The following is a 21,512-nucleotide window of genomic DNA, read 5'->3' as shown; positions in this document are numbered from 1 at the left end:
TCTATTATAGCGATAAGAAAATAGCTTAATAACAAGGCTAAAATTATGATACATAGTTGTTCTATATAAATAATTTTTAACGCAGTTATTGAGTTATTTAATACGCTAGAATGATCATGTTTTTAATAAAATTGGTATTACCCTCAGCGCTCAAAAAAGGGGGATATTTAACATGTAAACATCCCCCTTATTAATACCTATACCTATCGTGTTAAGTTATTGGTCGATTGGTATCATATATTCAACCGCCCATTTTCATTTCGAGTAGCGGCGCTAATACATTACCTTCTCGACCCATTCTTGTATGATAAACCTGCCTGTACGCAAATACATTTTTTACGTAATCGCGGGTTTCGCGATACGGAATAAGCTCTACCCATAACTCAGCCGGAATAGCGTCATCAGGTAACCAACGCTTTATACGGTGATAACCCGCATTATAAGAAGCCGTAGCCAGTACTTCATTGCCATGGTTTTTCTTTTTTAAGTATTGTAAGTAACTCGTACCCAACCTAATATTTGTTTTAGGTTGATATAAACGACTACTTGTCACACTGCCTTTATTTACATACTCAGCAGTACTAGGTAATAACTGCATTAAACCACGCGCATTAGCATGCGAGCGTGCATCTGGCGCAAAAGAGCTTTCGCGCCTTGCAATAGCAATACTCCAAGCAACATCTATCTTGCTACGTTTACTGTAGCGCTCAAAAACATCTTGAAACGCAAACGGAAAACGTTGCTCTACATTATCCCATGCTTTAATTTTTGCTAAAGTAAAAATAGTACTGTCGTGCCAACCTAAATCGGTAGATAACTGTGATGCTGCCAGCTTTTCTTCATCGCTAGAGGTATCCGTTAAGTAATTCCATTCACGGCGCGCCGACGTAAAGCGCTCAATATCATAAAGTGCTTTTGCACGCTTAAAGCCTGGTGCATTACTCACTTTATCTACAAGTACCTTATCGACTGCTAAAGGCTGATTATTTAAATCAACGGGCAACCCCAAACGTGCTGCGGCTAAAAAGCCGTAATAATCACGATTAGCCGCTACTTTTTTCCAAATGTCGTCTGCTTTTTGTTGCTCGCCACGTTGTGCATAGCTATAAGCTAACCAATATTGCTGACCAAGACTTAAATTTTCTTTACCTGTAAAAAATGCAGCAATCCCTTCCCAATCTTGGGTTTTGAGCATATTGCCCAGTTGCCACTGAATAAGCTTGCTGTCTAGTCGCTCTTTTGGCACTTTATTTAGCCAAAAGCTCGCTTGTTTATGCCCGCTAGAGGCAAGTGACAATGCAAAAGTGTAATACACATCCGCTTTTTCTTCATCGCTGTACTTAAATATTTTTTCTAGCTTTTCCCATGCTTTTAAAGCTAGCTCTTTATCGCGCCAAACCAAACGCTTAACACCATAAATAGCTATTTGCCCTTCTTTAGCCGACTTGTTTTTATATCTATATAATCCAGCGGCTGCGCTTGGATCTTTTCGCACTTTTAAATATAAGTCAGCTAAGTAACGCTCCTTACTTGGTAATAAAGTTTTTAAGTAAGGTAATAAGCTTTGCGTTCCGCCTTGTGCAGCAAGTGTTACACGCTTCCAAACCGTTTCTTCTTTCATGTAGCCTTTTTTACGCCACGTAGAAAATAAACTATCACAACCATTAGGTTGCGATTTACCTACAGCCCATAAGTCGGTCACCTGATTTAGAATTGCCTTTTCGGGCGCACCTAAATCAAGCTGAAAATCTAAATAAGTACAAGTAAGCTCCGTATTAGACGTTTCACGATAGTTGCGGATATACGCCGCCTTTTCGTTGTTATCTTTTAAATACTCTAACCACGCTTTACGGACCGGCCACTCAAGCGGCGTATGCTGGTATATATTTAAATATTTTTCTATTTCTGCCTGATGTTTAATGCTCGGATGGCGTTGCCAATACGTTTTTTCAACATAAGGTTTTAACGGATGATTTAGGTTACTAACCGCTTGTTTAAAGTCTTGGTAACTGCCGTACCTTACTTTTTTTTCGGCATCTAAAAATGCATCGTTATCGTTACTTGCCTCGGCAGAATGAAGAGGAAAAATGAATGCAGCTGCCGCAACACTTAGTAAATATTTTTTCATAATGTCCTTTAATAAAAATTAAAGTTGTGAATAAAAACTTTTCAACCACCTTAGCACCAAACCAGCTATATTTTAACCAGTCGATTGTAACCGAGTTAAATTTTTCGTTGCATTTTTAATTTAAAGCAAGCACACTGATTGAAATGCAAACTCATCGTACCAGTCTTAGTTCGTCAACTAGGGAGAATAATAATGTTATATAAAAGCGATTCCTTTGAAGTTAGCTTCCTGAAGGAAAACATCGCCGAGTTTAAGTTTTGTGTTGCAGGTTCTGTAAACACACTATCTCAAAAAACTCTTTCAGATTGCGCAGCAGCATTAAAAGAATTAGCCGCCAATACTGATATCAAAGGCATGATTTTTACCAGTGATAAAGACCACTTTATTATTGGTGCCGATATCTTCGAATTTTTACCTACATTTACTAAACCTGAAGAAGAATTAGTAGTGTGGATCAAAAATGCAACCGACGTTTTTGATGCAATTGAAGATTTACCATTCCCAACTCTAAGCGCTATAAACGGTATGGCACTTGGCGGTGGTTGTGAGTGGGCACTTGCTACCGATTATCGTGTGGCAAGCGAAACAGCTAAAATGGGCCTACCAGAAGTTAAACTTGGCATAATGCCAGGGTTTGGTGGCACAGTGCGCTTACCACGTATCATTGGCGCCGATAACGCGATGATGTGGATTACCTCAGGCGCAGAAAACCGCGCAGCAGATGCCCTTAAAGTAGGTGCGCTTGACGCGGTAGTTAGTGCTGACAAACTTTTAGAGTCAAGTGTATCAACACTTGAACTGGCGATTGCTGGCAAGCTAGATTGGCAAGCAAAACGCAACGTAAAACTACAGCCACTTAAATTAAACCGTGTTGAGCAAGGCATGAGCTTTGCTATGGCAGAAGGTATGGTAATGGGTAAAACCAAAGGCCACTATCCTGCGCCGGTTATGGCTGTACGTACTATTAAAGCAGCGGCAAACTGTACTCGCGATGAAGCAATGGCAATCGAAAACGCTAACTTTGCTAAATTAGCACGTACACCAGAAGCAGCAGCACAAACTGGTATATTCCTAGCTGATCAATACATTAAAGGTAAAGCACGTAAATTTGCTAAGCACAGCGATGTAGAAATTAAACAAGCCGCTGTATTAGGTGCTGGTATTATGGGTGGCGGTATTGCATACCAGTCTGCTTATAAAGGCACACCTATTATAATGAAAGACATCCAACAAGATGCGCTTGATTTAGGTATGGGTGAAGCATCTAAGTTATTAGGTGCAAAAGTTAAGCGTGGTCACATGCCAATGGAAAAAATGTTGGCAACACTTAGCAAAATTAAGCCAACACTTAACGAGTCAGACCTACAAAGTGCCGACATCATTGTTGAAGCCGTTGTAGAAAACCCTAAAGTTAAGCAAGCAGTACTCGCTGATCTTGAAAAGAACATGCCAGAAGGCACTGTACTTACTTCAAATACATCGACTATTTGTATTGATTTACTAGCACAAGCGCTAGATAAGCCAGAAAACTTCTGTGGTATGCACTTTTTCAACCCTGTGCCAAAAATGCCATTAGTAGAAATTATCCGTGGTGCAAAAACCTCAGATAAAACAATTAATGCAGTAGTTGATTACGCGCTTAAATTAGGTAAATCGCCAATTGTTGTTAACGATTGCCCAGGCTTTTTTGTAAACCGTGTTTTATTCCCTTACTTTGCAGGTTTTAGCAAATTAGTGGTTGAAGGCGCTAACTTTGCAAAAGTAGATAAAGTAATGGAAAACGTATTTGGCTGGCCTATGGGTCCGGCTTACCTACTTGATGTTGTAGGTATTGATACAGCGTTCCATTGTACTGGCGTAATGGCTGACGGTTTCCCTGAGCGTATGGCTCGTGCTGATAAAGACCCTGTGACTATTTTTGCCAACGAAAAACGTTTTGGACAAAAGAACAAAGCCGGTTTTTACAAATACGAAACAGATCGTCGCGGTCGTCTTAAAAAGTCTCATGACGAGACAGCAATTGAGCTACTAAGCCCAATCACAGACGCACCAAAAGAATTTGATAAACAAGAAATCATCGACCGTTGTATGATTCCAATGATTAACGAAGTGCTACTGTGTTTGCAAGAAGGCATTGTTGCCTCGCCGCAAGAAGCAGATATGGCATTAGTTTACGGTGTTGGTTTCCCTCCATTTAGAGGCGGCGCGTTCCGTTACTTAGATCAAACTGGTTTAGCTAACTTTGTTGCAGCAGCAGACAAATACGCTCACCTAGGTGCGATTTACCAAGTATCTGAACAAACTCGCAAGTGGGCCGAAGAAGGTCGTGTTTTCTATAAGGTGGAAGGTTAATATCATGAATAATCCAGTAATTGTAGATTGTATCCGCACACCAATGGGTCGCTCTAAAAGTGGTGTATTCAAACATAAACGTGCAGAAGACTTAAGCGCACATTTAATGAAAGGCTTACTAGATCGCAACCCTGCAGTTGATCCAGCATCAATTGACGATATTTATTGGGGTTGTGTACAGCAAACATTAGAGCAAGGCTTTAACGTAGCACGTAACGCATCATTGCTTGCCGGTATTCCTCACAGCGTTCCTGCTGTTACGGTTAACCGTTTATGTGGCTCTTCTATGCAAGCATTGCATGACGCAGCACGCGCAATAATGACAGGCGCTGGCGACACTTACCTAATTGGTGGTGTTGAGCACATGGGTCACGTACCTATGACTCACGGCAACGACTTTCACCCAGGCTTAGCAACATCAATTGCACAAGCGTCTGGCTCTATGGGCTTAACAGCAGAATACCTTGCAACGCTTCATGGCATTAGCCGTGAGCAACAAGATGAATTTGCTTATCGCTCACATCAACGTGCACAAGCTGCAACTGTTGAGGGCCGTTTCCGTCGCGAAATTTTAGCAATGGAAGGTCACGATGCAGATGGTTCGCTTATCTTAGTTGAAGACGACGAAGTAATTCGCCCAGAAACAACAGTAGAAGGTCTATCAAAGCTTCGCCCTGTATTTAATCCTGCATCGGGTACGGTAACAGCCGGTACGTCTTCTGCACTTTCTGACGGCGCATCTGCAATGTTAGTAATGAGCGAAGAAAAAGCAAAAGAACTTGGTTTACCAATTCGTGCGCGCATTAAAGCAATGGCAGTCGCTGGTTGCGATCCATCAATTATGGGTTACGGCCCAGTACCAGCAAGTAAAAAAGCACTTGCACAAGCAGGTATTACAATTGATGACCTAGGCGTAGTAGAACTTAACGAAGCCTTTGCAGCACAATCATTACCTGTAATGAAAGATTTAGGGTTAATGGATGTTGTTGACGAAAAAGTGAATTTAAATGGCGGCGCAATCGCACTTGGTCACCCTCTGGGCTGTTCGGGTTCGCGTATTAGCACATCGCTTATTCACTTAATGGAAGACAAAAATGTACGATACGGTTTAGCAACTATGTGTATTGGTTTAGGCCAAGGCATTGCAACTGTATTTGAACGTGTTCAAGACTAATTAGCTTAAACATGTAAAACCATCTTGGTGATTAAAAAGGCGAACTGATTTTATTCAGTTCGCCTTTTTTATTAGCTTCATTTATAAAAACGTCCCTTTATCAAACAAGTATGTAACAGCGTAATTATGTGATCGGGCGTATTATTAAATAAAGCATTTTGAAACTGCTAAAAGCATTAAGTAAAATAGTTAAATTACACATAAAATTGCGTTAAACTGCCAAACTTATTAATTGCTATACCTAAGCACTCGCGTACACAGCAAACACTTTAATTAAACAGGCCAATTTATTATGAGCTTTGATAATCCCGATCACCAATTAGATGCCATAGGCCTTCGCTGCCCAGAGCCAGTAATGATGGTACGTGCTGCTATTCGTAAAATGAATGACGGTGAAACGTTATTAATAACTGCTGATGACCCGTCAACCACTCGCGATATTCCGAGCTTTTGTACGTTTATGGATCACACGCTGGTAGCTAAAGATGCAGAAGAAGCACCGTATAGATATGTGGTGAAGAAAGGGCTTTAAACTCACGTAGGTCGGGTTGAGTTTTACGAAACCCAACGTATTTAATAACCACCAAAATAGTTTTGTTCGCCACACATGTTGGGTTTCGCTTCACTCTACCCAAACTACGAAACCCCCTTGGTGTTAATGCTGAATAAATCCTACAACGTCCTTGTCACAAATCCATCAACCCACTAGGGCTATTAAATAGCTAAAAATCACTTCTTCGTTATCGTCACTTGTGGCTTATCGTAGTCACTGTAATCAATACTTACTATGTACGTGCCTTTTATTGCTGGTGTGAAACTAAAGTAGTTATAAATAGTATTACAGTCTGCGATAGCTGGCTGGCCCAGTGTTAGCTTTTGTCCTGCTGGTTGTGCGTCGCTGTAACCACAGTTGTAACCTTCACTAAAATCGGCATCGGCTATTTTAAATTCGTACACTTTACCTGGGGTCGAAAATTTAACTTGCGCTTGATAAAGCGCAGGGCCAACTGGCGCAAACTGATACTGGGGTTCTGCATCCCACAGTGTAAAGTCGCCACGTAAGTAAATTGTGCGGTCAAGTTCTTGCTGTGGCAATACATCGTTAATCGAAATTTGGCTTGTACAGGCAGTAAGTAAACCAGCAATTGCTAAGGTTAAAATTCGTTTCATAGAAATCATCAATGGGTATCCTTTGCATACAGTGAAAACTAAAAAGCCAGCAAAACGCTGGCTTTTAAAATTGCTAATCGGTGTTATTTTTGTAGAACAGAAATATCTGCAATACCTAAAAACAATCCGCTTAACTGGCTTAATAGCGCAAGACGATTTTGCTTAACAGCTTCATCGTCGGCCATAACCATTACGTTGTCAAAAAAGTTATCAACACTTTCACGAATACCCGCCAATTGGCTTAATGCTTCTTGGTAGTTTCCATCTGCGTAAAGTGGTGCAAGGTCAGTGGCAAATTTTGCTACTTGTGATGCCAATACTTTTTCGGCGTCGTCGCTTAATAAGCTCTCATCAACACTACCTTGGCTGGTAATATCGTTTTTAGCCAGAATATTACCTACACGCTTATTAGCTGCTGCAAGCGCTTCTGCTGCGTCTAATGTACGGAAGTGGCTTACGGCTTTAACACGGCGGTCAAAATCAACAGGTTTAGTCGGACGACGTGCAAGCACTGCTTGAATTACGTCTACTTCAATACCTTCGTCTTGATACCAAGCACGGAAGCGCCCTAGCATAAACTCAAATACGTCAGTTGATACATTTAAGTTAGTTAACTTGTCGCCAAACAATGTTTGCGATTTAGCTACTAGGTCTAAAATATCAAGTGGTAGTTCTTTTTCTACCATGATGCGCAGTGCACCAATAGCAGCACGACGAAGAGCAAATGGGTCTTTGTCACCTTTAGGTGCTTGGCCTATACCAAAAATACCCACCAGCGTGTCAAACTTATCAGCAATCGCTACTGCGCAGCTAATTAAGTTTGTTGGTAAGTTATCCCCTGCAAAGCGTGGCATGTACTGCTCGTTTTGCGCTACGGCTACATCTTCGGCTTCACCATCGTGGCGAGCGTAATGCATTCCCATTACACCTTGCACGTCGGTAAATTCCATAACCATTTCAGTCATTAGGTCAGTTTTACTTAATAAGCCTGCACGCTGTGCTAGGTCTTTATCAGCACCTAATTGCTCAGCAATATAACCTGCAAGTTCACTAATGCGCTCAGACTTATCTTTAAGCGTACCAAGTTGCTTTTGGAACAATACGCTATCAAGCGACTCTAATCGGCTTTCTAGGGTTTTCTTTTTATCTGTTTCAAAGAAGAACTGTGCATCGGCTAAACGCGGGCGCACTACTTTTTCGTTACCAGAAATAACCACACTTGGATCTTTACTTTCGATGTTAGATACAAACAAAAACTTATTTAAAAGTTTGCCGTTTTGATCTAATAACGGGAAATATTTTTGATCGTCTTTCATGGTGTAAATTAACGCTTCGGCTGGTACATCTAAAAATGCTTCTTCAAATGTTGCCGTTAAAGTAACTGGCCACTCTACAAGTGATGTTACTTCTTCTAGTAAATCTTCATCCATTGCAACAACAGCGTTAACTGCGCTTGCAGCCTCTTCTATTTGTGCTCGAATTTGCGCCTTACGTTGCTCGTAATCAGCAATAACGTAAGCAGATTTAAGTACGTCAAAAACGTCATCTGCATGGTTAATGCTAATTTTTTCTGGGTGATGAAAACGATGACCCTGAAGCTGGTTAGTTATTTGCTTACCAAGAATTTCGCCTTCAAGTAGCTCATCACCAAATAAAATAGTTACTGTATGCACAGGGCGAATAAATTGTGTTTTATTCGCGCCCCAACGCATTGGTTTAGGGATTGGTAATTTACTTAATGCTTTTGTGATTGCATCTGTCATTAGGGTTTTAGTTTCTTGCCCTGCTACTTTAGCAATGTGCAATAACCAAGCGCCTTTATCGGTTTCAAGTGTTTGTGCGTCTTTTACTTCAATACCACAACCACGTGCCCAACCCATTGCTGCTTTTGTTGGGTTACCTTCGCTGTCAAACGCTGCCTTTGTTGCTGGGCCACGCTTTTCAACTTCTTTGTCTTGTTGCTTAGCTTCAAGCGCTTTTACTTGTAAACCCAAACGACGAGGCGATGCATACCAGCTTACGCCTTGGTGTGCTAATTCTAATGTTTCTAGCTCTTGAGTTAAGTTTGCAGCAAAGGCTTCTGCTAATTTACGCAATGCTTTTGGTGGTAACTCTTCTGTGCCAATTTCTACTAATAAATTTTGTGCTGACATTTTACTTATCCTTACACAGCGGGAAACCAAGCGCTTCACGTTTGTCATAGTAACTTTGTGCACACGCTTTTGATAACGCACGAACGCGTAAAATATAACGCTGACGTTCGGTTACCGAAATTGCGTGGCGTGCGTCTAGTAAGTTAAATGCGTGCGATGCTTTCATTACTTGCTCGTATGCAGGTAGTGGTAAGTTAGCTTCAATTAACTTTTGGCTTTCTGCTTCACACTTATCAAACTGTGCAAATAAGTCTTCTACGTTTGCATGTTCAAAATTATAAGTAGATTGCTCTACTTCATTTTGATGGAACACGTCGCCGTATGTTACGCGCCCTAGTGGACCGTCTGCCCATACTAGGTCGTAAATGCTATCTACGCCTTGAATGTACATTGCTAAACGCTCTAGGCCGTAAGTAATTTCGCCTGTTACTGGTGAGCACTCTAAGCCACCCACTTGTTGAAAGTAGGTAAACTGCGTTACTTCCATGCCGTTTAACCAAATTTCCCATCCCAAGCCCCATGCGCCTAGCGTAGGTGATTCCCAGTTATCTTCTACAAAGCGAACTTCGTGAGTAAGGGTATCAATACCCATTGCCGCTAATGAGCCTAAGTAAAGCTCTTGGATGTTATCTGGCGATGGCTTTAAAACTACTTGGAATTGGTAGTAATGTTGTAGGCGATTTGGGTTTTCACCATAGCGGCCATCCGTAGGACGACGACACGGCTGAACGTACGCGCTCGACATTGGCTCTGGACCAATAGACTTTAAAAATGTTTGCGGGTGAAATGTCCCGGCGCCCACTTCCATATCAAGTGGTTGAATAATGACACAGCCTTGCTGCGCCCAATAATCCTGTAAAGCCAGGATCAAACCTTGAAAGGTTTTTACGTCATATTTTTGCATATTTGGCTTTTTACTATCTAAGAAGTAGCGTGAAAATTACCCTTAGTATACCGTGTGTACACTCAGGTTTTAAGCAGTTTGTGTAATTGAAAAAATAAAAAAGGAGCCATTAGGCTCCTTTTTCGGTGTAAGTAATATTTTTACACGTCTAGATTAACTACGCGTAGAGCGTTAGTTTCGATAAACTCTCTACGAGGCTCTACTTGATCACCCATTAAGGTGGCAAATAATTGATCCGCGCCAACAGCATCTTCAATCGTTACTTGTAACATACGACGAGCACTAGGATCCATTGTTGTTTCCCAAAGCTGGCTTGGGTTCATTTCACCCAGTCCTTTATAGCGTTGAATGTAGATCCCGCGCTTAGATTCTGTGATCAACCATTCCAAAGCATCCACAAAGTTATCAACAGGTTTTGTTTTCTCACCACGTTGAATATAAGCACCTTCTTTTAGGATGTTTGCAATGTTAGTACCAGTCACAGCAATGCGTTGGTAGTCACGTGATGCAATAAAGTCATAATGAAGTACATGTGCTTTATCAACACCGTGCTGACGAATATTCACAACCGGGTAATACATATTACGCTCAGCGTCAAACTCTGTGCCTGCATGGAAAATAGTTGCATCTTCATCACGTGCAATCAGGTCATCAACTAACTCTTTTGTCCAAGCAATTACTTTAGCTTCGTCAGAAAGGTCATCAGTTTTCAACTCTGTTTGGTAGATTAAGCGTTCCATTACCGTGTTAGGATATTTACGCTTTAAACGCTCAATAACTTTAACTGTATTTTGGTAATCGTGAACGACTTTCTCTAGCGCTTCACCTTCTAGCGCAGAAGCATCTGCACTTGGATATAAAGCAGCATTATTAAGTGCAAGCGACGTTAAGTACTCTACTAATGCTGGATCATCTTTAATATAACGCTCTTGCTTACCTTTTTTCACTTTATAAAGTGGTGGTTGAGCAATATAAATATAACCGCGTTCTACAATTTCAGGCATTTGACGATAGAAGAATGTTAGTAGTAACGTACGAATGTGAGAACCATCCACGTCCGCATCGGTCATGATGATGATACGGTGATAACGTAATTTCTCAGGGTTATATTCGTCACGACCAATACCACACCCTAATGCAGTAATTAGTGTTGCTACTTCTTGCGAAGATAGCATTTTATCAAAACGTGCTTTTTCTACGTTTAATATTTTACCTTTAAGCGGAAGAATAGCTTGGTTTTTACGGTTACGTCCCTGCTTGGCTGATCCGCCAGCAGAGTCCCCTTCCACTATATATAGTTCAGATTGTGCTGGGTCTTTTTCTTGGCAATCAGCTAGCTTACCTGGTAAGCCTGCTAAGTCCATTGCACCTTTACGTCGTGTCATTTCACGGGCTTTACGCGCCGCTTCACGTGCACGTGAGGCATCAATAATCTTACCTACAACAATTTTGGCATCAGTTGGGTTTTCTAGTAAAAACTCAGTGAATTTTTCAGCCATTGCTTGTTCAACCGCAGATTTAACTTCACTTGATACTAGCTTGTCTTTAGTTTGTGATGAGAACTTAGGATCAGGAACTTTAACACTAACAACAGCCGTTAAGCCTTCACGGGCATCATCACCGGTAGCATTGCTGGTTGTTTTAGCTTTTTTGTTAAAGCCTTCTTTTTCCATGTAGTTATTAAGTGTACGTGTTAGCGCTGATCTAAAACCGGCTAAGTGAGTACCACCATCACGTTGTGGAATATTATTTGTGAAACAGTAAATGTTTTCTTGGTATGCATCATTCCACTGCATTGATACTTCAACACTAATACCATCTTCTTCACGTTCGTGAGTAAAGTGGAACACACCTTTATGTATAGGTGTTTTATTACGGTTTAAGTACTCTACGAAAGCTTGAATACCGCCTTCATATTTAAAGTGGTCAGATTTATTTTCTTCACGCTCATCATTTAAGATGATGCTCACACCTGAGTTTAGGAATGAAAGCTCGCGTAAACGCTTAGCTAAAATGTCGTAATGAAAATCTAAATTTGTGAATGTTTCAGCGCTTGGCCAAAAACGTAATTCTGTACCAGTTGTTTCTGAGTCACCAATTACAGCTAAAGGTGCATCTGGAACACCCATAGTATAAAACTGCTCATGAAGCTTACCTTCACGACGAACAGTCAGTTTTAGTTTTTCTGAAAGTGCATTTACAACAGAAACACCAACACCGTGTAAGCCACCTGATACTTTATAAGAGTTATCATCAAACTTACCACCGGCATGAAGTACCGTCATAATAACTTCGGCTGCAGATACGCCTTCTTCTTCATGGATAGAAGTTGGGATACCACGACCGTTATCTCGAACTGAGACAGAACCGTCTAAGTGAATCGTTACATAAATATCATCACAATGACCTGCTAAGGCTTCATCGATCGAGTTATCAACGACCTCAAACACCATGTGGTGTAAGCCTGTGCCATCATCGGTGTCCCCAATATACATTCCAGGACGCTTTCTTACTGCGTCTAATCCTTTAAGTACTTTAATACTCGACGAGTCATAATTCTCAGACATGGTTAATCCCACTTATCTTGTTATTAGGTTGCCATGTTTCACGTGGAACATTTGTAGTTCTCGTTGCATGGGTTCCACCACAGCAGAAATACTTTCAGATAAAATTGAAGAGATAAAAATTTGAGAACTGCAGTGAGCAAGTAATTGTCCCACTTTCTCTTTTGTATCTTCGCCTAATTCTGAAGGTAGATCATCTATTAGCAATATAGATTGCTTATCTGTCTCTGACTCAATTAAGCTATTTTGCGTAACTTTCAACGCATACAATAATAGCTTCAATTGACCGCGTGAGAATGTATTCTCCACACTGTTGCCAGCGACACTAAAACTAAAATCGGCCTTATGAGGGCCTTTACTTGTAAACCCTTGGCGAGCATCTCGCTCAAAGTTTTGCTCTAACGCATCTGCAAGAGATTCAGTCTCTTTCCAGCCTGCGCTAAAGGTCATTTCTAAATCACGTACAAGCGTCAATTCTGCACACATTTTATCAAAAAATTGCTGCTTAAACCTACTTATATACGCCAATCTTAATTTATTTATTTCTTCAGCCAGTCTAACAAATTCTTTGTCCCAAAACTTAATTTGGTCAAAATAATTCTTGGGCTTAGTTTTTAACAATGCATTACGTTGCTTAAGTACTTTATTAAATGATTGCCACAAAAAAAAGAACTCATGTTCCACGTGGAACAAACCTAAATCTAAAAACTTTCTGCGCTCTTTAGGTCCACCAAAAAACAAAGAATAACTCTCTGGTGTAATAATTTGTACAGGCATAAGTTGAGCGAGTTCTGATATCTTACGGCTAGCCTTACCTTGAATTTTTAAATTGGTCTCACCCGTTTGCGTTTTACTAATACCAATTGGAATTGATAAATCGTGTATTGTTTTACGCCCGTGAATTACAAATTGCTCTTGCTGGTGCGCAATAATACTTTTGTGTTTTGGAGTACGAAAAGATTTGCCATGAGAAAGGTAATATATAGCCTCTAAAAGGCTGGTTTTTCCGCTGCCATTTTCACCATAAATTATATTAACGCCGTTGACTGGTTCTAGCGTCAGCGCCTCAATATTACGAAAATATTTGAGGCTCAAATGACTTAAGCTCATTATGTATTTATAGTCTTATAAACGCATAGGCATAACAACGTACATTGCTTCTTCATCGCCTGCACCTTCAATTAATGCACTGCTGTTTGAGTCGGCTAATGTAAATAGTACGTCTTCTGTTTTTAATGTGTTTAGTACATCTAATACGTAAGACACGTTGAATCCTATTTCTAGGTCCGCGCCTTCGTAACTTACTTCAACAACTTCTTCAGCTTGTTCTTGCTCTGGGTTATTGGCAGTAATTTTTAATAAACCGTTTGATAGGTTCAAGCGTACACCACGAAATTTTTCATTCGATAAAATAGACACTCGTTGAAACGCATTTCGTAACCATTCTCGGTTAGCTGTAATTACTTTGTCACCACCACGTGGTAATACACGACGGTAATCAGGAAAGCGTCCATCAACTAGCTTACTTGTAAATGTAAACTCAATATCAATAATACGTATATGGTTAGCACCAAACTGAATTGTAACCAATTCGTCGTCAGCTACCATAAGGCGCATAATTTCTTGCACACCTTTGCGAGGTATAATTAATTGACGTTGAGTATTAAGCGATTGCGTTAATTGCTTTTGTGCAATAGCTAAACGGTGACCATCTGTTGCTACTGTTTTTATATCTGTATTATCTACTTCAAACGACATACCGTTTAAGTAATAACGTACGTCTTGATTTGCCATCGAAAAATGTGTGCTTTCGAGTAATTTACGAAGCTCTAAACGAGTTAGTTGAAATTCAACCTCACCATCCCACTGCTCTAAATTAGGAAAATCATCAGCAGATAAAGTCGTTAATGAAAAACGGCTTTTACCACTGGTTAAAAGTAATTGGTGCTCTTGCAAGCTTAAAGTAATGTCTGAACCATCAGGTAGACTTTTACAAATATCGAGTAACTTTTTAGCGGGTAACGTTAGTTTTGTATCGGCAATATCATCACCTACAAATACACCAGAAACTAATTCAATTTCAAGGTCAGTACCCGTCATTGAAAGTTGTCCGTTTTCTACCACTAACAAAACGTTAGATAAGATTGGTAGCGTGTGTTTGCGCTCTATTGCACCCGACACTTGCACCAATGGCTTTAAAAATTGTTGTCTTGATATTGTTATTTGCATAATAAAGTCAGCCCTAAGATGACAATGTTCTTATTAAGTTTTGGTAATCTTCTTTAATTTCGTGGCTTTCGTCACGTAGTGATTTTATCTTACGACATGCGTGTAATACGGTCGTATGATCGCGTCCACCAAATGCGTCACCAATCTCAGGTAAGCTGTGATTAGTTAATTCTTTAGATAATGCCATGGCAACTTGGCGTGGCCTTGCTATAGAGCGGCTGCGGCGCTTAGACAATAGATCTGACACTCGAATTCGGTAGTACTCAGCAACGGTGCGCTGAATATTATCTATCGTAACCAGCTTATCTTGCAAGGCAAGTAAATCGCGTAGTGCTTCTTTTACAAAATCAATCGAAATTGGACGACCTGTAAAATTAGCATTAGCAATTACACGGTTAAGTGCGCCTTCTAGTTCACGTACATTTGAACGTAATTTTTTGGCGATAAAAAAGGCAACTTCATGTGGTAAGTTAATCTTACTTTGCTGTGCTTTCTTCATCAAAATAGCAACGCGAGTTTCAAGCTCTGGTGGCTCAATCGCGATTGTTAATCCCCAACCAAAACGTGATTTAAGACGGTCTTCGACCCCTTCAATCTCTTTTGGATAACGGTCAGAGGTTAAAATAATTTGTTGGTTGCCTTCAAGCAATGCATTAAAGGTATGAAAAAACTCTTCTTGTGAACGCTCTTTATTAGCAAAAAATTGAATATCATCAATCATTAATGCGTCAACACTGCGGTAATAACGCTTAAATTCTTCTATCGCATTATTTTGTAGTGCCTTTACCATGTCTTGAACAAAGCGTTCTGAATGCATGTAAACAATTTTAGCATCTGGCTTGTTTGCCATAATGCCGTTACCTACAGCATGTAATAAGTGAGTTTTACCTAAACCAGTACCACCATAAATAAATACAGGGTTAAAAGCAGAGCCAGGATTATCGGCAACTTGAGTGGCCGCTGCTTTTGCTAATTGGTTTGACTTACCCTCAACAAAACTGTCAAAGGTATAGTTTTCTTTAATGTTAGATTTGTAACCTGACTTAGGTGCAGGTTCAACAACAGGCTTTTGCTCACGAGGCTGTTGTTTTGTAGAAGCTTGTGGTGCTGATTGCGTTTCTATAACCGGTGCAGCTTGTGCATTTAATAAAGGCTTACTACCTACATCAAAACGTAGCTTTGGTGCTTCAACACCACAAATTTCTACTAATAATTCGTTAATTCTATTTAGGTACTTTTCTCTTACCCAATCAAGCACAAAGCGATTAGGTGCATAAATCGTCAAGGTATCTTCGGTACTTTCTGCTTGTAGTGGTCTTACCCACATACTGAATTGCTGCGAAGGCAGCTCATCTTGCAATACATATAAACAACTTTGCCAAACCGACAGATACACAGTTAAACTCCCAGAGATATAATTTTTATTCCCGCACATCATTAATGATTATAAATCATACATTTATTGCGTTCAAATGGTCCAATAAGCGACCCAAGACCGCGTATTATGAAGGCACTTTATCCACAAGTAAAAGATTGATTTTTATAAAATTGTTGATATCGATGTATAAAATCATTAACAACCTGATTTAAAACAGTTTTTATTTTAGATCCGAAGAGGAGATCATAACAAAATAACACCAAGATCGCGAACCAAATTTACGATCCAATTTTCTTTTCCCCCGCTTTTATTCACTTTTTATACAGGGGCTGTGGAAAACTTCTTATTTTTGATGATCCTATCAGATCGCTCTACATGATCTCTTTATGAACCATAAGTAGGCTCTATACTGCGAACGTAATTATGATTGACTTTACGTTACTTACTCTATAATATCTCGCGCTCGCAATGGCACCTATGCCAGGATCGCGACCTGTATAGGATGTTTTAACTTTAACCGATCGGATGAGATTGTTATGAAAAGAACTTTTCAACCTAGCGTTTTAAAACGCAAACGTGCACACGGCTTCCGTGCTCGCATGGCAACTGTAAATGGCCGTAAAGTATTAGCACGTCGCCGCGCTAAAGGCCGCAAAGTTCTTTCTGCTTAATTTATAAGTGGAAGACTTTAGCTTTGGCAGGGAGTTACGTCTGTTAACTCCCTCGCATTACTCTCGTATATTTAATGAACCCGCTCGGGCTGCAACTCCTTTCTTTACTCTATTAGCTAAACCAAATGACCAAGAAAAACCTCGGTTAGGTCTTACTGTTGCTAAAAAACGCGTAAAAAAGGCATGCCAACGAAACCGTATTAAACGTCTCGCTCGCGAAAGTTTTCGTTTAAATCAACACAGCATCGATAATATTGATATTGTGCTTATGGTGAAAAGTGGTATTGATGAACAGTCTAATGAAGAATTAACCAAACAACTTACTAAATTATGGCGAAAAATTAACGAACGCTGTAAACCAGGTGCACCTAAACCGCCACCTTTTAAGAAACGCCCAAACAAATCAGCTAAATCTAATAAACAAACCTAATTGCAATAGAATTGCAGGGTTAATTAATGTATCTTTAGCTCACCTTTTAATCATGCATTTAAAATTTCTAATTGAGTCTTTAAATACATGATATCTATCTCACTAAACTTAAGTAGGGGCATAAACATCATGAGGTTAATTAAACCACTTGTTGCTTTTCCTAAGATTTGTTTAGTGTTATTTATCCGCGGTTATCAAAAGTGGATTAGCCCGCTGTTAGGTCCGCATTGTCGTTTTAATCCAAGCTGCTCACATTATGCAATTCAAGCAATTAATTTGCATGGATTTATAAAAGGTAGTTGGTTAGCTTTAAAACGCATATTAAAATGCCATCCTTTACATTCAGGTGGAGACGATCCCGTACCTGAAAAATTAACCCATATTAACCACCAACACGAGAAATAAGAGCTGTTATGGAATCGCAACGCACGTTTTTATTAATTGGCCTAATGCTAGTGTCGTTTTTATTGTTCCAAGAATGGGATAATGATTACAACAAGCCTAAAGCCGATCCAAGTGCCACAACACAAACACTACAAGCAAATTCACCAGAGTCGGATGATTATATTCCTTCATCGTCAGATTCAGGTTTACCCGCTTCAGCAACTTTAGCTAAACGTTCAGTTATTGAAATCACAACTGACGTTTTTAAAGTTAAAATTGACACCAAAGGCGGTGACATTGTTGAAACAGACCTTCTTCAATACGAAGAAACTAAAGGAAGTGAAACACCTTATATGCTTCTTGGTCAGCTTGATAGTGGCAAACAATACTTTTCACAAAGTGGCTTAATTGGCTTAAATGGCCCTGACGCATCAGCTAACGGTCGCCCTACTTATAGTACCGAACAAAAATCATATACCTTAACGGGTGATGAGCTTCGCGTTCCACTTCAGTTTACTGATAGTAATGGTGTTAGTTTTACTAAAACATACGTATTCAAAAAAGGTCAGTATGACGTAGGCTTAGAATACAAGATCAACAACACTACCAGCGCACCTCTTCAAGTACAGCTATACACGCAAATTAAGCGTACCGTACAAGAAAAAGGTAGCATGGTTGATCAAAACTATTTAGGTGCTGCATACGGTACTGACGAAGAACCATATGAAAAGTATAGTTTTTCAGATATGGCTGATAAAAACCTAAACAAAAACACGCAAGGTGGTTATGTTGCATTTATACAACATTACTTTGTAAGTGCTTGGGTTCCAATGCAGGATCAAACAAATACAATTTATAGCTTAATTACAAAAAGTAATGCCGCTATTATTGGTGCTAAAGATCCCGCTGTAAATATTCAAGCTGGTAGTGAGCAAACACTAACTGCTACTTATTATATGGGTCCGAAAGAGTCAGATATTCTTGAAGCGATTCACCCAGACTTAGACTTAACTGTAGATTACGGTTGGTTATGGTTTATTTCGCAACCTTTATTTGTATTGCTAAAATGGCTACATAGCATTTTAGGTAACTGGGGTGTAGCAATTATTGCCATCACTATTATCGTTAAATCGTTAATGTACCCACTTACTAAAGCGCAATACACTTCAATGGCAAAAATGCGTGCGCTACAGCCTAAAATGGCAGCTCTTAAAGAAAAGTTTGGTGACGACCGTCAAAAGTTCGGCCAAGCAACTATGGAAATGTACAAAAAAGAAAAAGTTAACCCAATGGGTGGCTGTTTCCCTATTTTGCTACAAATGCCAATTTTCTTAGCCTTGTTCTACGTATTCTTAGAGTCAACTGAACTTCGCCATGCTGAATTTATTTTTTGGTTAACAGACCTTTCTGCACAAGACCCGTACTACGTATTACCAATCTTATTTGGTGCGAGTATGTTTGTGACGCAAAAACTTCAGCCTATGACGGTAACTGATCCAATGCAGCAAAAAATGATGACCTTTATGCCGGTTATCTTCTCTGTATTCTTCTTATGGTTCCCATCGGGTTTAGTTCTTTACTGGTTAGTGTCTAACCTTATTTCTATTGTCCAGATGTTAATCATCTACCGTGGCATGGAAAAGAAAGGAATTAAAGTAAGAGGCTAGCGCCTATACCCAAGCCACATCAAGATGCAAAATTCAGCGTTTCACAGGGGCTTAAGATCAAGGCGTTACTTTGCAAGAATGGCAGTCCCTTTTAAAAAGTAACAACGATGAAATTAAGTACCTGTGAAACGCCCAAAGGGTTGGTTTAAAAGCGATTTATACTGCGTTATTGATTTTAACAATAGAACCACTATTATTCTCAATCAATGCCTTGCCTAAATAGCTTTTAACTCCAACTGAAACTCGCATCTTGAGATGGCTTGGGTATATTACTTATATAAAGGCGACTTCGGTCGCCTTTTTTATTGCCTGTTTTTCACCAGAGTATTCGCGAGTGTTTATTTCATAGGTTACAATACCGCCATAAAGTTACTTATCGTTGGCAAATTAATAGCATGATCAATCAAGATACAATTGCAGCACAAGCAACTGCCCCAGGACGTGGTGGTGTTGGTATTATTCGCGTTTCAGGCAGCCTTGCTAAAAGTGTCGCCGAAAAAGTAGTAGGTAAAATTCCTAAAGTTCGCTACGCCGATTACGTGCCATTTAAAAGCCTAGCTGGCGAGCAACTTGACCAAGGTATTGCCATTTACTTTGCAGGTCCTAACTCATTTACTGGTGAAGACGTACTTGAATTACAAGGCCACGGCGGTCCTGTAGTACTTGATATGCTACTTAAAGAAATTAGTAAAATAGAGGGCGTTCGTTTAGCAAAGCCTGGTGAGTTTTCTGAACGCGCATTTATGAATGACAAGCTTGATTTAACACAAGCAGAGGCCATCGCCGACTTAATTAATGCTACAAGCGAACAAGCTGCCAAAAGCGCCCTACAGTCTCTCCAAGGTGAATTTTCTAAACACATAGAAACGCTTGTAGAAAAAGTAATTCACTTACGTATGTATGTAGAAGCGGCAATAGATTTTCCTGATGAAGAAATTGATTTTTTATCAGACGGTAAAGTGTCAGGCGACTTAGACGCTATTATTACTCAGCTTAACACTGTAACCAACCAAGCCAAGCAAGGCAGCATTATGCGCGAAGGTATGCGTGTTGTTATTGCTGGTCGCCCAAATGCCGGTAAATCAAGCCTACTAAACGCCCTAGCCGGTCGTGAAGCTGCAATCGTAACAGAAATAGCCGGTACCACTCGCGACGTACTACGAGAGCATATACATATAGATGGTATGCCACTGCATATTATAGATACCGCAGGCCTACGAGAGAGCCCTGACCGCGTAGAACAAATAGGTATTGAACGGGCGTGGGATGAAATAAACCAAGCCGATCGCGTTTTATTTATGCTTGATGGCACTGACACTATAGATACTGACCCGCATAAAATTTGGCCTGAATTTATGGCCAAATTACCAGAAGGTATGGGGGTTACGGTCATCAGAAATAAAGCTGATTTATCGGGTGATATAGTCGGAATGGAGCAAGAGCAACAATACCCGGTCATCAGCTTAAGTGCTAAAAATGCTGACGGTATTGAACTTGTTCGCGAGCATTTAAAAGCCTGTATAGGCTTTCAAGGCGCAACAGAGGGTGGCTTTATGGCGCGCCGTCGTCATTTGGATGCACTAGAGAGTGCTGCGTATCATTTAGAAACAGGTAAAACACAATTAGAAATGCACATTGCTGGTGAAATATTGGCTGAAGAACTGCGTTTAACACAGCAGTATTTAAACGAAATAACCGGTGAATTTACCTCAGACGACTTACTTGGCAAGATATTTAGCTCATTTTGTATTGGTAAATAAGCACCTTATTACAGATATATGTTTATTATAAGAGCACTTAGGTGCTCTTTTTTATGTAAAATATTCACTATAAAATATGTATTTATACCGTCAATCCCAGCCAGTTCTGCCAATAAAATCATACCCAAAGCGATAATTATTATCAGCCAGATCATGTAGATTAGACAGTGAAAAGAGCCTTTAAGTAAGGTATTAATAGCGCAAGTAACACCCATTTTAAGGTCAAAACCGATACATATTTCAAACAAAAATACGTTTTAAAATCGTTATCCTCCACACAAAAGTTAGTTATAAATAGCTTTTTTATAATTACCTAGCTCATAAAAACTAATGTTATTTGCTCAATTTAAGAGCTAAAACGTGACGATAAGCACTCTAAATAATCAACTTTATACAACATATGGACAGACGATCACTGCGGCTTTTTAATAAAAATGACTCGAGATTTGAGTGCATCAAACTTTTGATCTACTAATCCACCAGCAAAATACATAAAAAAGCAGCTATAAATACGCATTAAATTAAATATATTGAGATCACTTATCCAC

General features: G+C 39.8%; 16 protein-coding genes. 8 read left to right on the top strand and 8 right to left on the bottom strand.

The features are described 5' to 3' along the window. Positions 1 to 241: 241 nt before the first annotated feature. Positions 242 to 2,128 (bottom strand): transglycosylase SLT domain-containing protein, encoded by a 1,887-nt coding sequence (locus tag L652_RS0117300; protein WP_024597187.1) that lies wholly within the window; start codon positions 2,126 to 2,128, stop codon positions 242 to 244. Positions 2,129 to 2,320: 192 nt separating this feature from the next. On the opposite strand from L652_RS0117300, the gene fadB reads away from it, so the two are divergent. From fadB to tusA, 3 genes are all read left to right on the top strand, one after another. Further along, positions 2,321 to 4,480 (top strand): fatty acid oxidation complex subunit alpha FadB, encoded by a 2,160-nt coding sequence (gene fadB / locus L652_RS0117295; protein ID WP_024597186.1) that lies wholly within the window; start codon positions 2,321 to 2,323, stop codon positions 4,478 to 4,480. A 4-nt stretch (positions 4,481 to 4,484) separates the two neighbouring features. Next, on the top strand, positions 4,485 to 5,654 hold the full coding sequence (fadA, locus tag L652_RS0117290; protein ID WP_024597185.1) for an acetyl-CoA C-acyltransferase FadA: 1,170 nt from the start codon (positions 4,485 to 4,487) through the stop codon (positions 5,652 to 5,654). A gap of 292 nt (positions 5,655 to 5,946) precedes the next feature. After that, positions 5,947 to 6,186, top strand: a complete 240-nt coding sequence (tusA, locus tag L652_RS0117285; protein WP_004335190.1) for a sulfurtransferase TusA — start codon at positions 5,947 to 5,949, stop codon at positions 6,184 to 6,186. 197 nt (positions 6,187 to 6,383) lie between these two features. Here the strand turns inward: tusA and L652_RS0117280 are convergent, their stop codons facing one another. The 7 genes from L652_RS0117280 to dnaA all read right to left on the bottom strand — a co-directional run bounded on the left by L652_RS0117280 (position 6,384) and on the right by dnaA (position 16,070). Beyond that, positions 6,384 to 6,833 carry a hypothetical protein gene (locus L652_RS0117280; RefSeq protein WP_004335197.1) on the bottom strand — a complete coding sequence of 150 codons (450 nt, stop codon included), beginning with the start codon at positions 6,831 to 6,833 and terminating at the stop codon, positions 6,384 to 6,386. A 74-nt stretch (positions 6,834 to 6,907) separates the two neighbouring features. Beyond that, positions 6,908 to 8,977 (bottom strand): glycine--tRNA ligase subunit beta, encoded by a 2,070-nt coding sequence (gene glyS / locus L652_RS0117275; protein ID WP_024597184.1) that lies wholly within the window; start codon positions 8,975 to 8,977, stop codon positions 6,908 to 6,910. A 1-nt stretch (position 8,978) separates the two neighbouring features. Further along, complete coding sequence (gene glyQ / locus L652_RS0117270; RefSeq protein ID WP_004335201.1) at positions 8,979 to 9,881, bottom strand: glycine--tRNA ligase subunit alpha; 903 nt, start codon at positions 9,879 to 9,881, stop codon at positions 8,979 to 8,981. 140 nt (positions 9,882 to 10,021) lie between these two features. Beyond that, positions 10,022 to 12,448, bottom strand: a complete 2,427-nt coding sequence (gyrB, locus tag L652_RS0117265; RefSeq protein ID WP_024597183.1) for a DNA topoisomerase (ATP-hydrolyzing) subunit B — start codon at positions 12,446 to 12,448, stop codon at positions 10,022 to 10,024. A 12-nt stretch (positions 12,449 to 12,460) separates the two neighbouring features. Further along, positions 12,461 to 13,555 carry a DNA replication/repair protein RecF gene (gene recF, locus L652_RS0117260; protein ID WP_024597182.1) on the bottom strand — a complete coding sequence of 365 codons (1,095 nt, stop codon included), beginning with the start codon at positions 13,553 to 13,555 and terminating at the stop codon, positions 12,461 to 12,463. A 15-nt stretch (positions 13,556 to 13,570) separates the two neighbouring features. Then, the gene (dnaN, locus tag L652_RS0117255; protein ID WP_004335206.1) at positions 13,571 to 14,674 is read right to left on the bottom strand and encodes a DNA polymerase III subunit beta; all 1,104 of its coding nucleotides are present in this window, start codon (positions 14,672 to 14,674) and stop codon (positions 13,571 to 13,573) included. 13 nt (positions 14,675 to 14,687) lie between these two features. Beyond that, positions 14,688 to 16,070 (bottom strand): chromosomal replication initiator protein DnaA, encoded by a 1,383-nt coding sequence (gene dnaA / locus L652_RS0117250; protein WP_004335207.1) that lies wholly within the window; start codon positions 16,068 to 16,070, stop codon positions 14,688 to 14,690. 518 nt (positions 16,071 to 16,588) lie between these two features. Between dnaA and rpmH the strand changes: the two genes are divergently transcribed. The 5 genes from rpmH (at position 16,589) to mnmE (ending at position 20,964) form a co-directional block, all read left to right on the top strand. After that, a complete protein-coding gene (gene rpmH, locus L652_RS0117245; protein ID WP_004335215.1) occupies positions 16,589 to 16,723 on the top strand; it encodes a 50S ribosomal protein L34 in 135 nt (44 codons plus the stop codon). 7 nt (positions 16,724 to 16,730) lie between these two features. Continuing rightward, positions 16,731 to 17,153, top strand: coding sequence for a ribonuclease P protein component (rnpA, locus tag L652_RS0117240; protein ID WP_004335217.1), 423 nt, complete (start codon positions 16,731 to 16,733; stop codon positions 17,151 to 17,153). 129 nt (positions 17,154 to 17,282) lie between these two features. After that, a complete protein-coding gene (yidD, locus tag L652_RS0117230) occupies positions 17,283 to 17,558 on the top strand; it encodes a membrane protein insertion efficiency factor YidD (protein WP_004335219.1) in 276 nt (91 codons plus the stop codon). 8 nt (positions 17,559 to 17,566) lie between these two features. Next, positions 17,567 to 19,204 (top strand): membrane protein insertase YidC, encoded by a 1,638-nt coding sequence (yidC, locus tag L652_RS0117225; protein WP_024597181.1) that lies wholly within the window; start codon positions 17,567 to 17,569, stop codon positions 19,202 to 19,204. 395 nt (positions 19,205 to 19,599) lie between these two features. Then, positions 19,600 to 20,964: a tRNA uridine-5-carboxymethylaminomethyl(34) synthesis GTPase MnmE gene (gene mnmE, locus L652_RS0117220; protein WP_007584209.1), complete on the top strand. Its 1,365-nt coding sequence runs from the start codon at positions 19,600 to 19,602 to the stop codon at positions 20,962 to 20,964. Positions 20,965 to 21,512 lie beyond the last annotated feature (548 nt).

Origin of the sequence: Pseudoalteromonas sp. TB25, assembly GCF_000497995.1 — a bacterium.
Lineage (GTDB): Bacteria > Pseudomonadota > Gammaproteobacteria > Enterobacterales > Alteromonadaceae > Pseudoalteromonas > Pseudoalteromonas distincta.
Note: the sequence above shows the minus strand (reverse complement) of the source record. Positions and strands in the feature narration are given on the sequence as shown.

What these genes read in the sequence shown, in the direction of transcription:
- gyrB (WP_024597183.1), bottom strand. Translation starts at nt 12,448, where the DNA reads ATGTCTGAGAATTATGACTCGTCGAGTATTAAAGTACTTAAAGGATTA.
- yidD (WP_004335219.1), top strand. Translation starts at nt 17,283, where the DNA reads ATGAGGTTAATTAAACCACTTGTTGCTTTTCCTAAGATTTGTTTAGTG.
- glyS (WP_024597184.1), bottom strand. Translation starts at nt 8,977, where the DNA reads ATGTCAGCACAAAATTTATTAGTAGAAATTGGCACAGAAGAGTTACCA.
- tusA (WP_004335190.1), top strand. Translation starts at nt 5,947, where the DNA reads ATGAGCTTTGATAATCCCGATCACCAATTAGATGCCATAGGCCTTCGC.
- rpmH (WP_004335215.1), top strand. Translation starts at nt 16,589, where the DNA reads ATGAAAAGAACTTTTCAACCTAGCGTTTTAAAACGCAAACGTGCACAC.
- glyQ (WP_004335201.1), bottom strand. Translation starts at nt 9,881, where the DNA reads ATGCAAAAATATGACGTAAAAACCTTTCAAGGTTTGATCCTGGCTTTA.
- dnaN (WP_004335206.1), bottom strand. Translation starts at nt 14,674, where the DNA reads ATGCAAATAACAATATCAAGACAACAATTTTTAAAGCCATTGGTGCAA.
- fadA (WP_024597185.1), top strand. Translation starts at nt 4,485, where the DNA reads ATGAATAATCCAGTAATTGTAGATTGTATCCGCACACCAATGGGTCGC.
- recF (WP_024597182.1), bottom strand. Translation starts at nt 13,555, where the DNA reads ATGAGCTTAAGTCATTTGAGCCTCAAATATTTTCGTAATATTGAGGCG.
- yidC (WP_024597181.1), top strand. Translation starts at nt 17,567, where the DNA reads ATGGAATCGCAACGCACGTTTTTATTAATTGGCCTAATGCTAGTGTCG.
- fadB (WP_024597186.1), top strand. Translation starts at nt 2,321, where the DNA reads ATGTTATATAAAAGCGATTCCTTTGAAGTTAGCTTCCTGAAGGAAAAC.
- L652_RS0117300 (WP_024597187.1), bottom strand. Translation starts at nt 2,128, where the DNA reads ATGAAAAAATATTTACTAAGTGTTGCGGCAGCTGCATTCATTTTTCCT.
- mnmE (WP_007584209.1), top strand. Translation starts at nt 19,600, where the DNA reads ATGATCAATCAAGATACAATTGCAGCACAAGCAACTGCCCCAGGACGT.
- L652_RS0117280 (WP_004335197.1), bottom strand. Translation starts at nt 6,833, where the DNA reads ATGATTTCTATGAAACGAATTTTAACCTTAGCAATTGCTGGTTTACTT.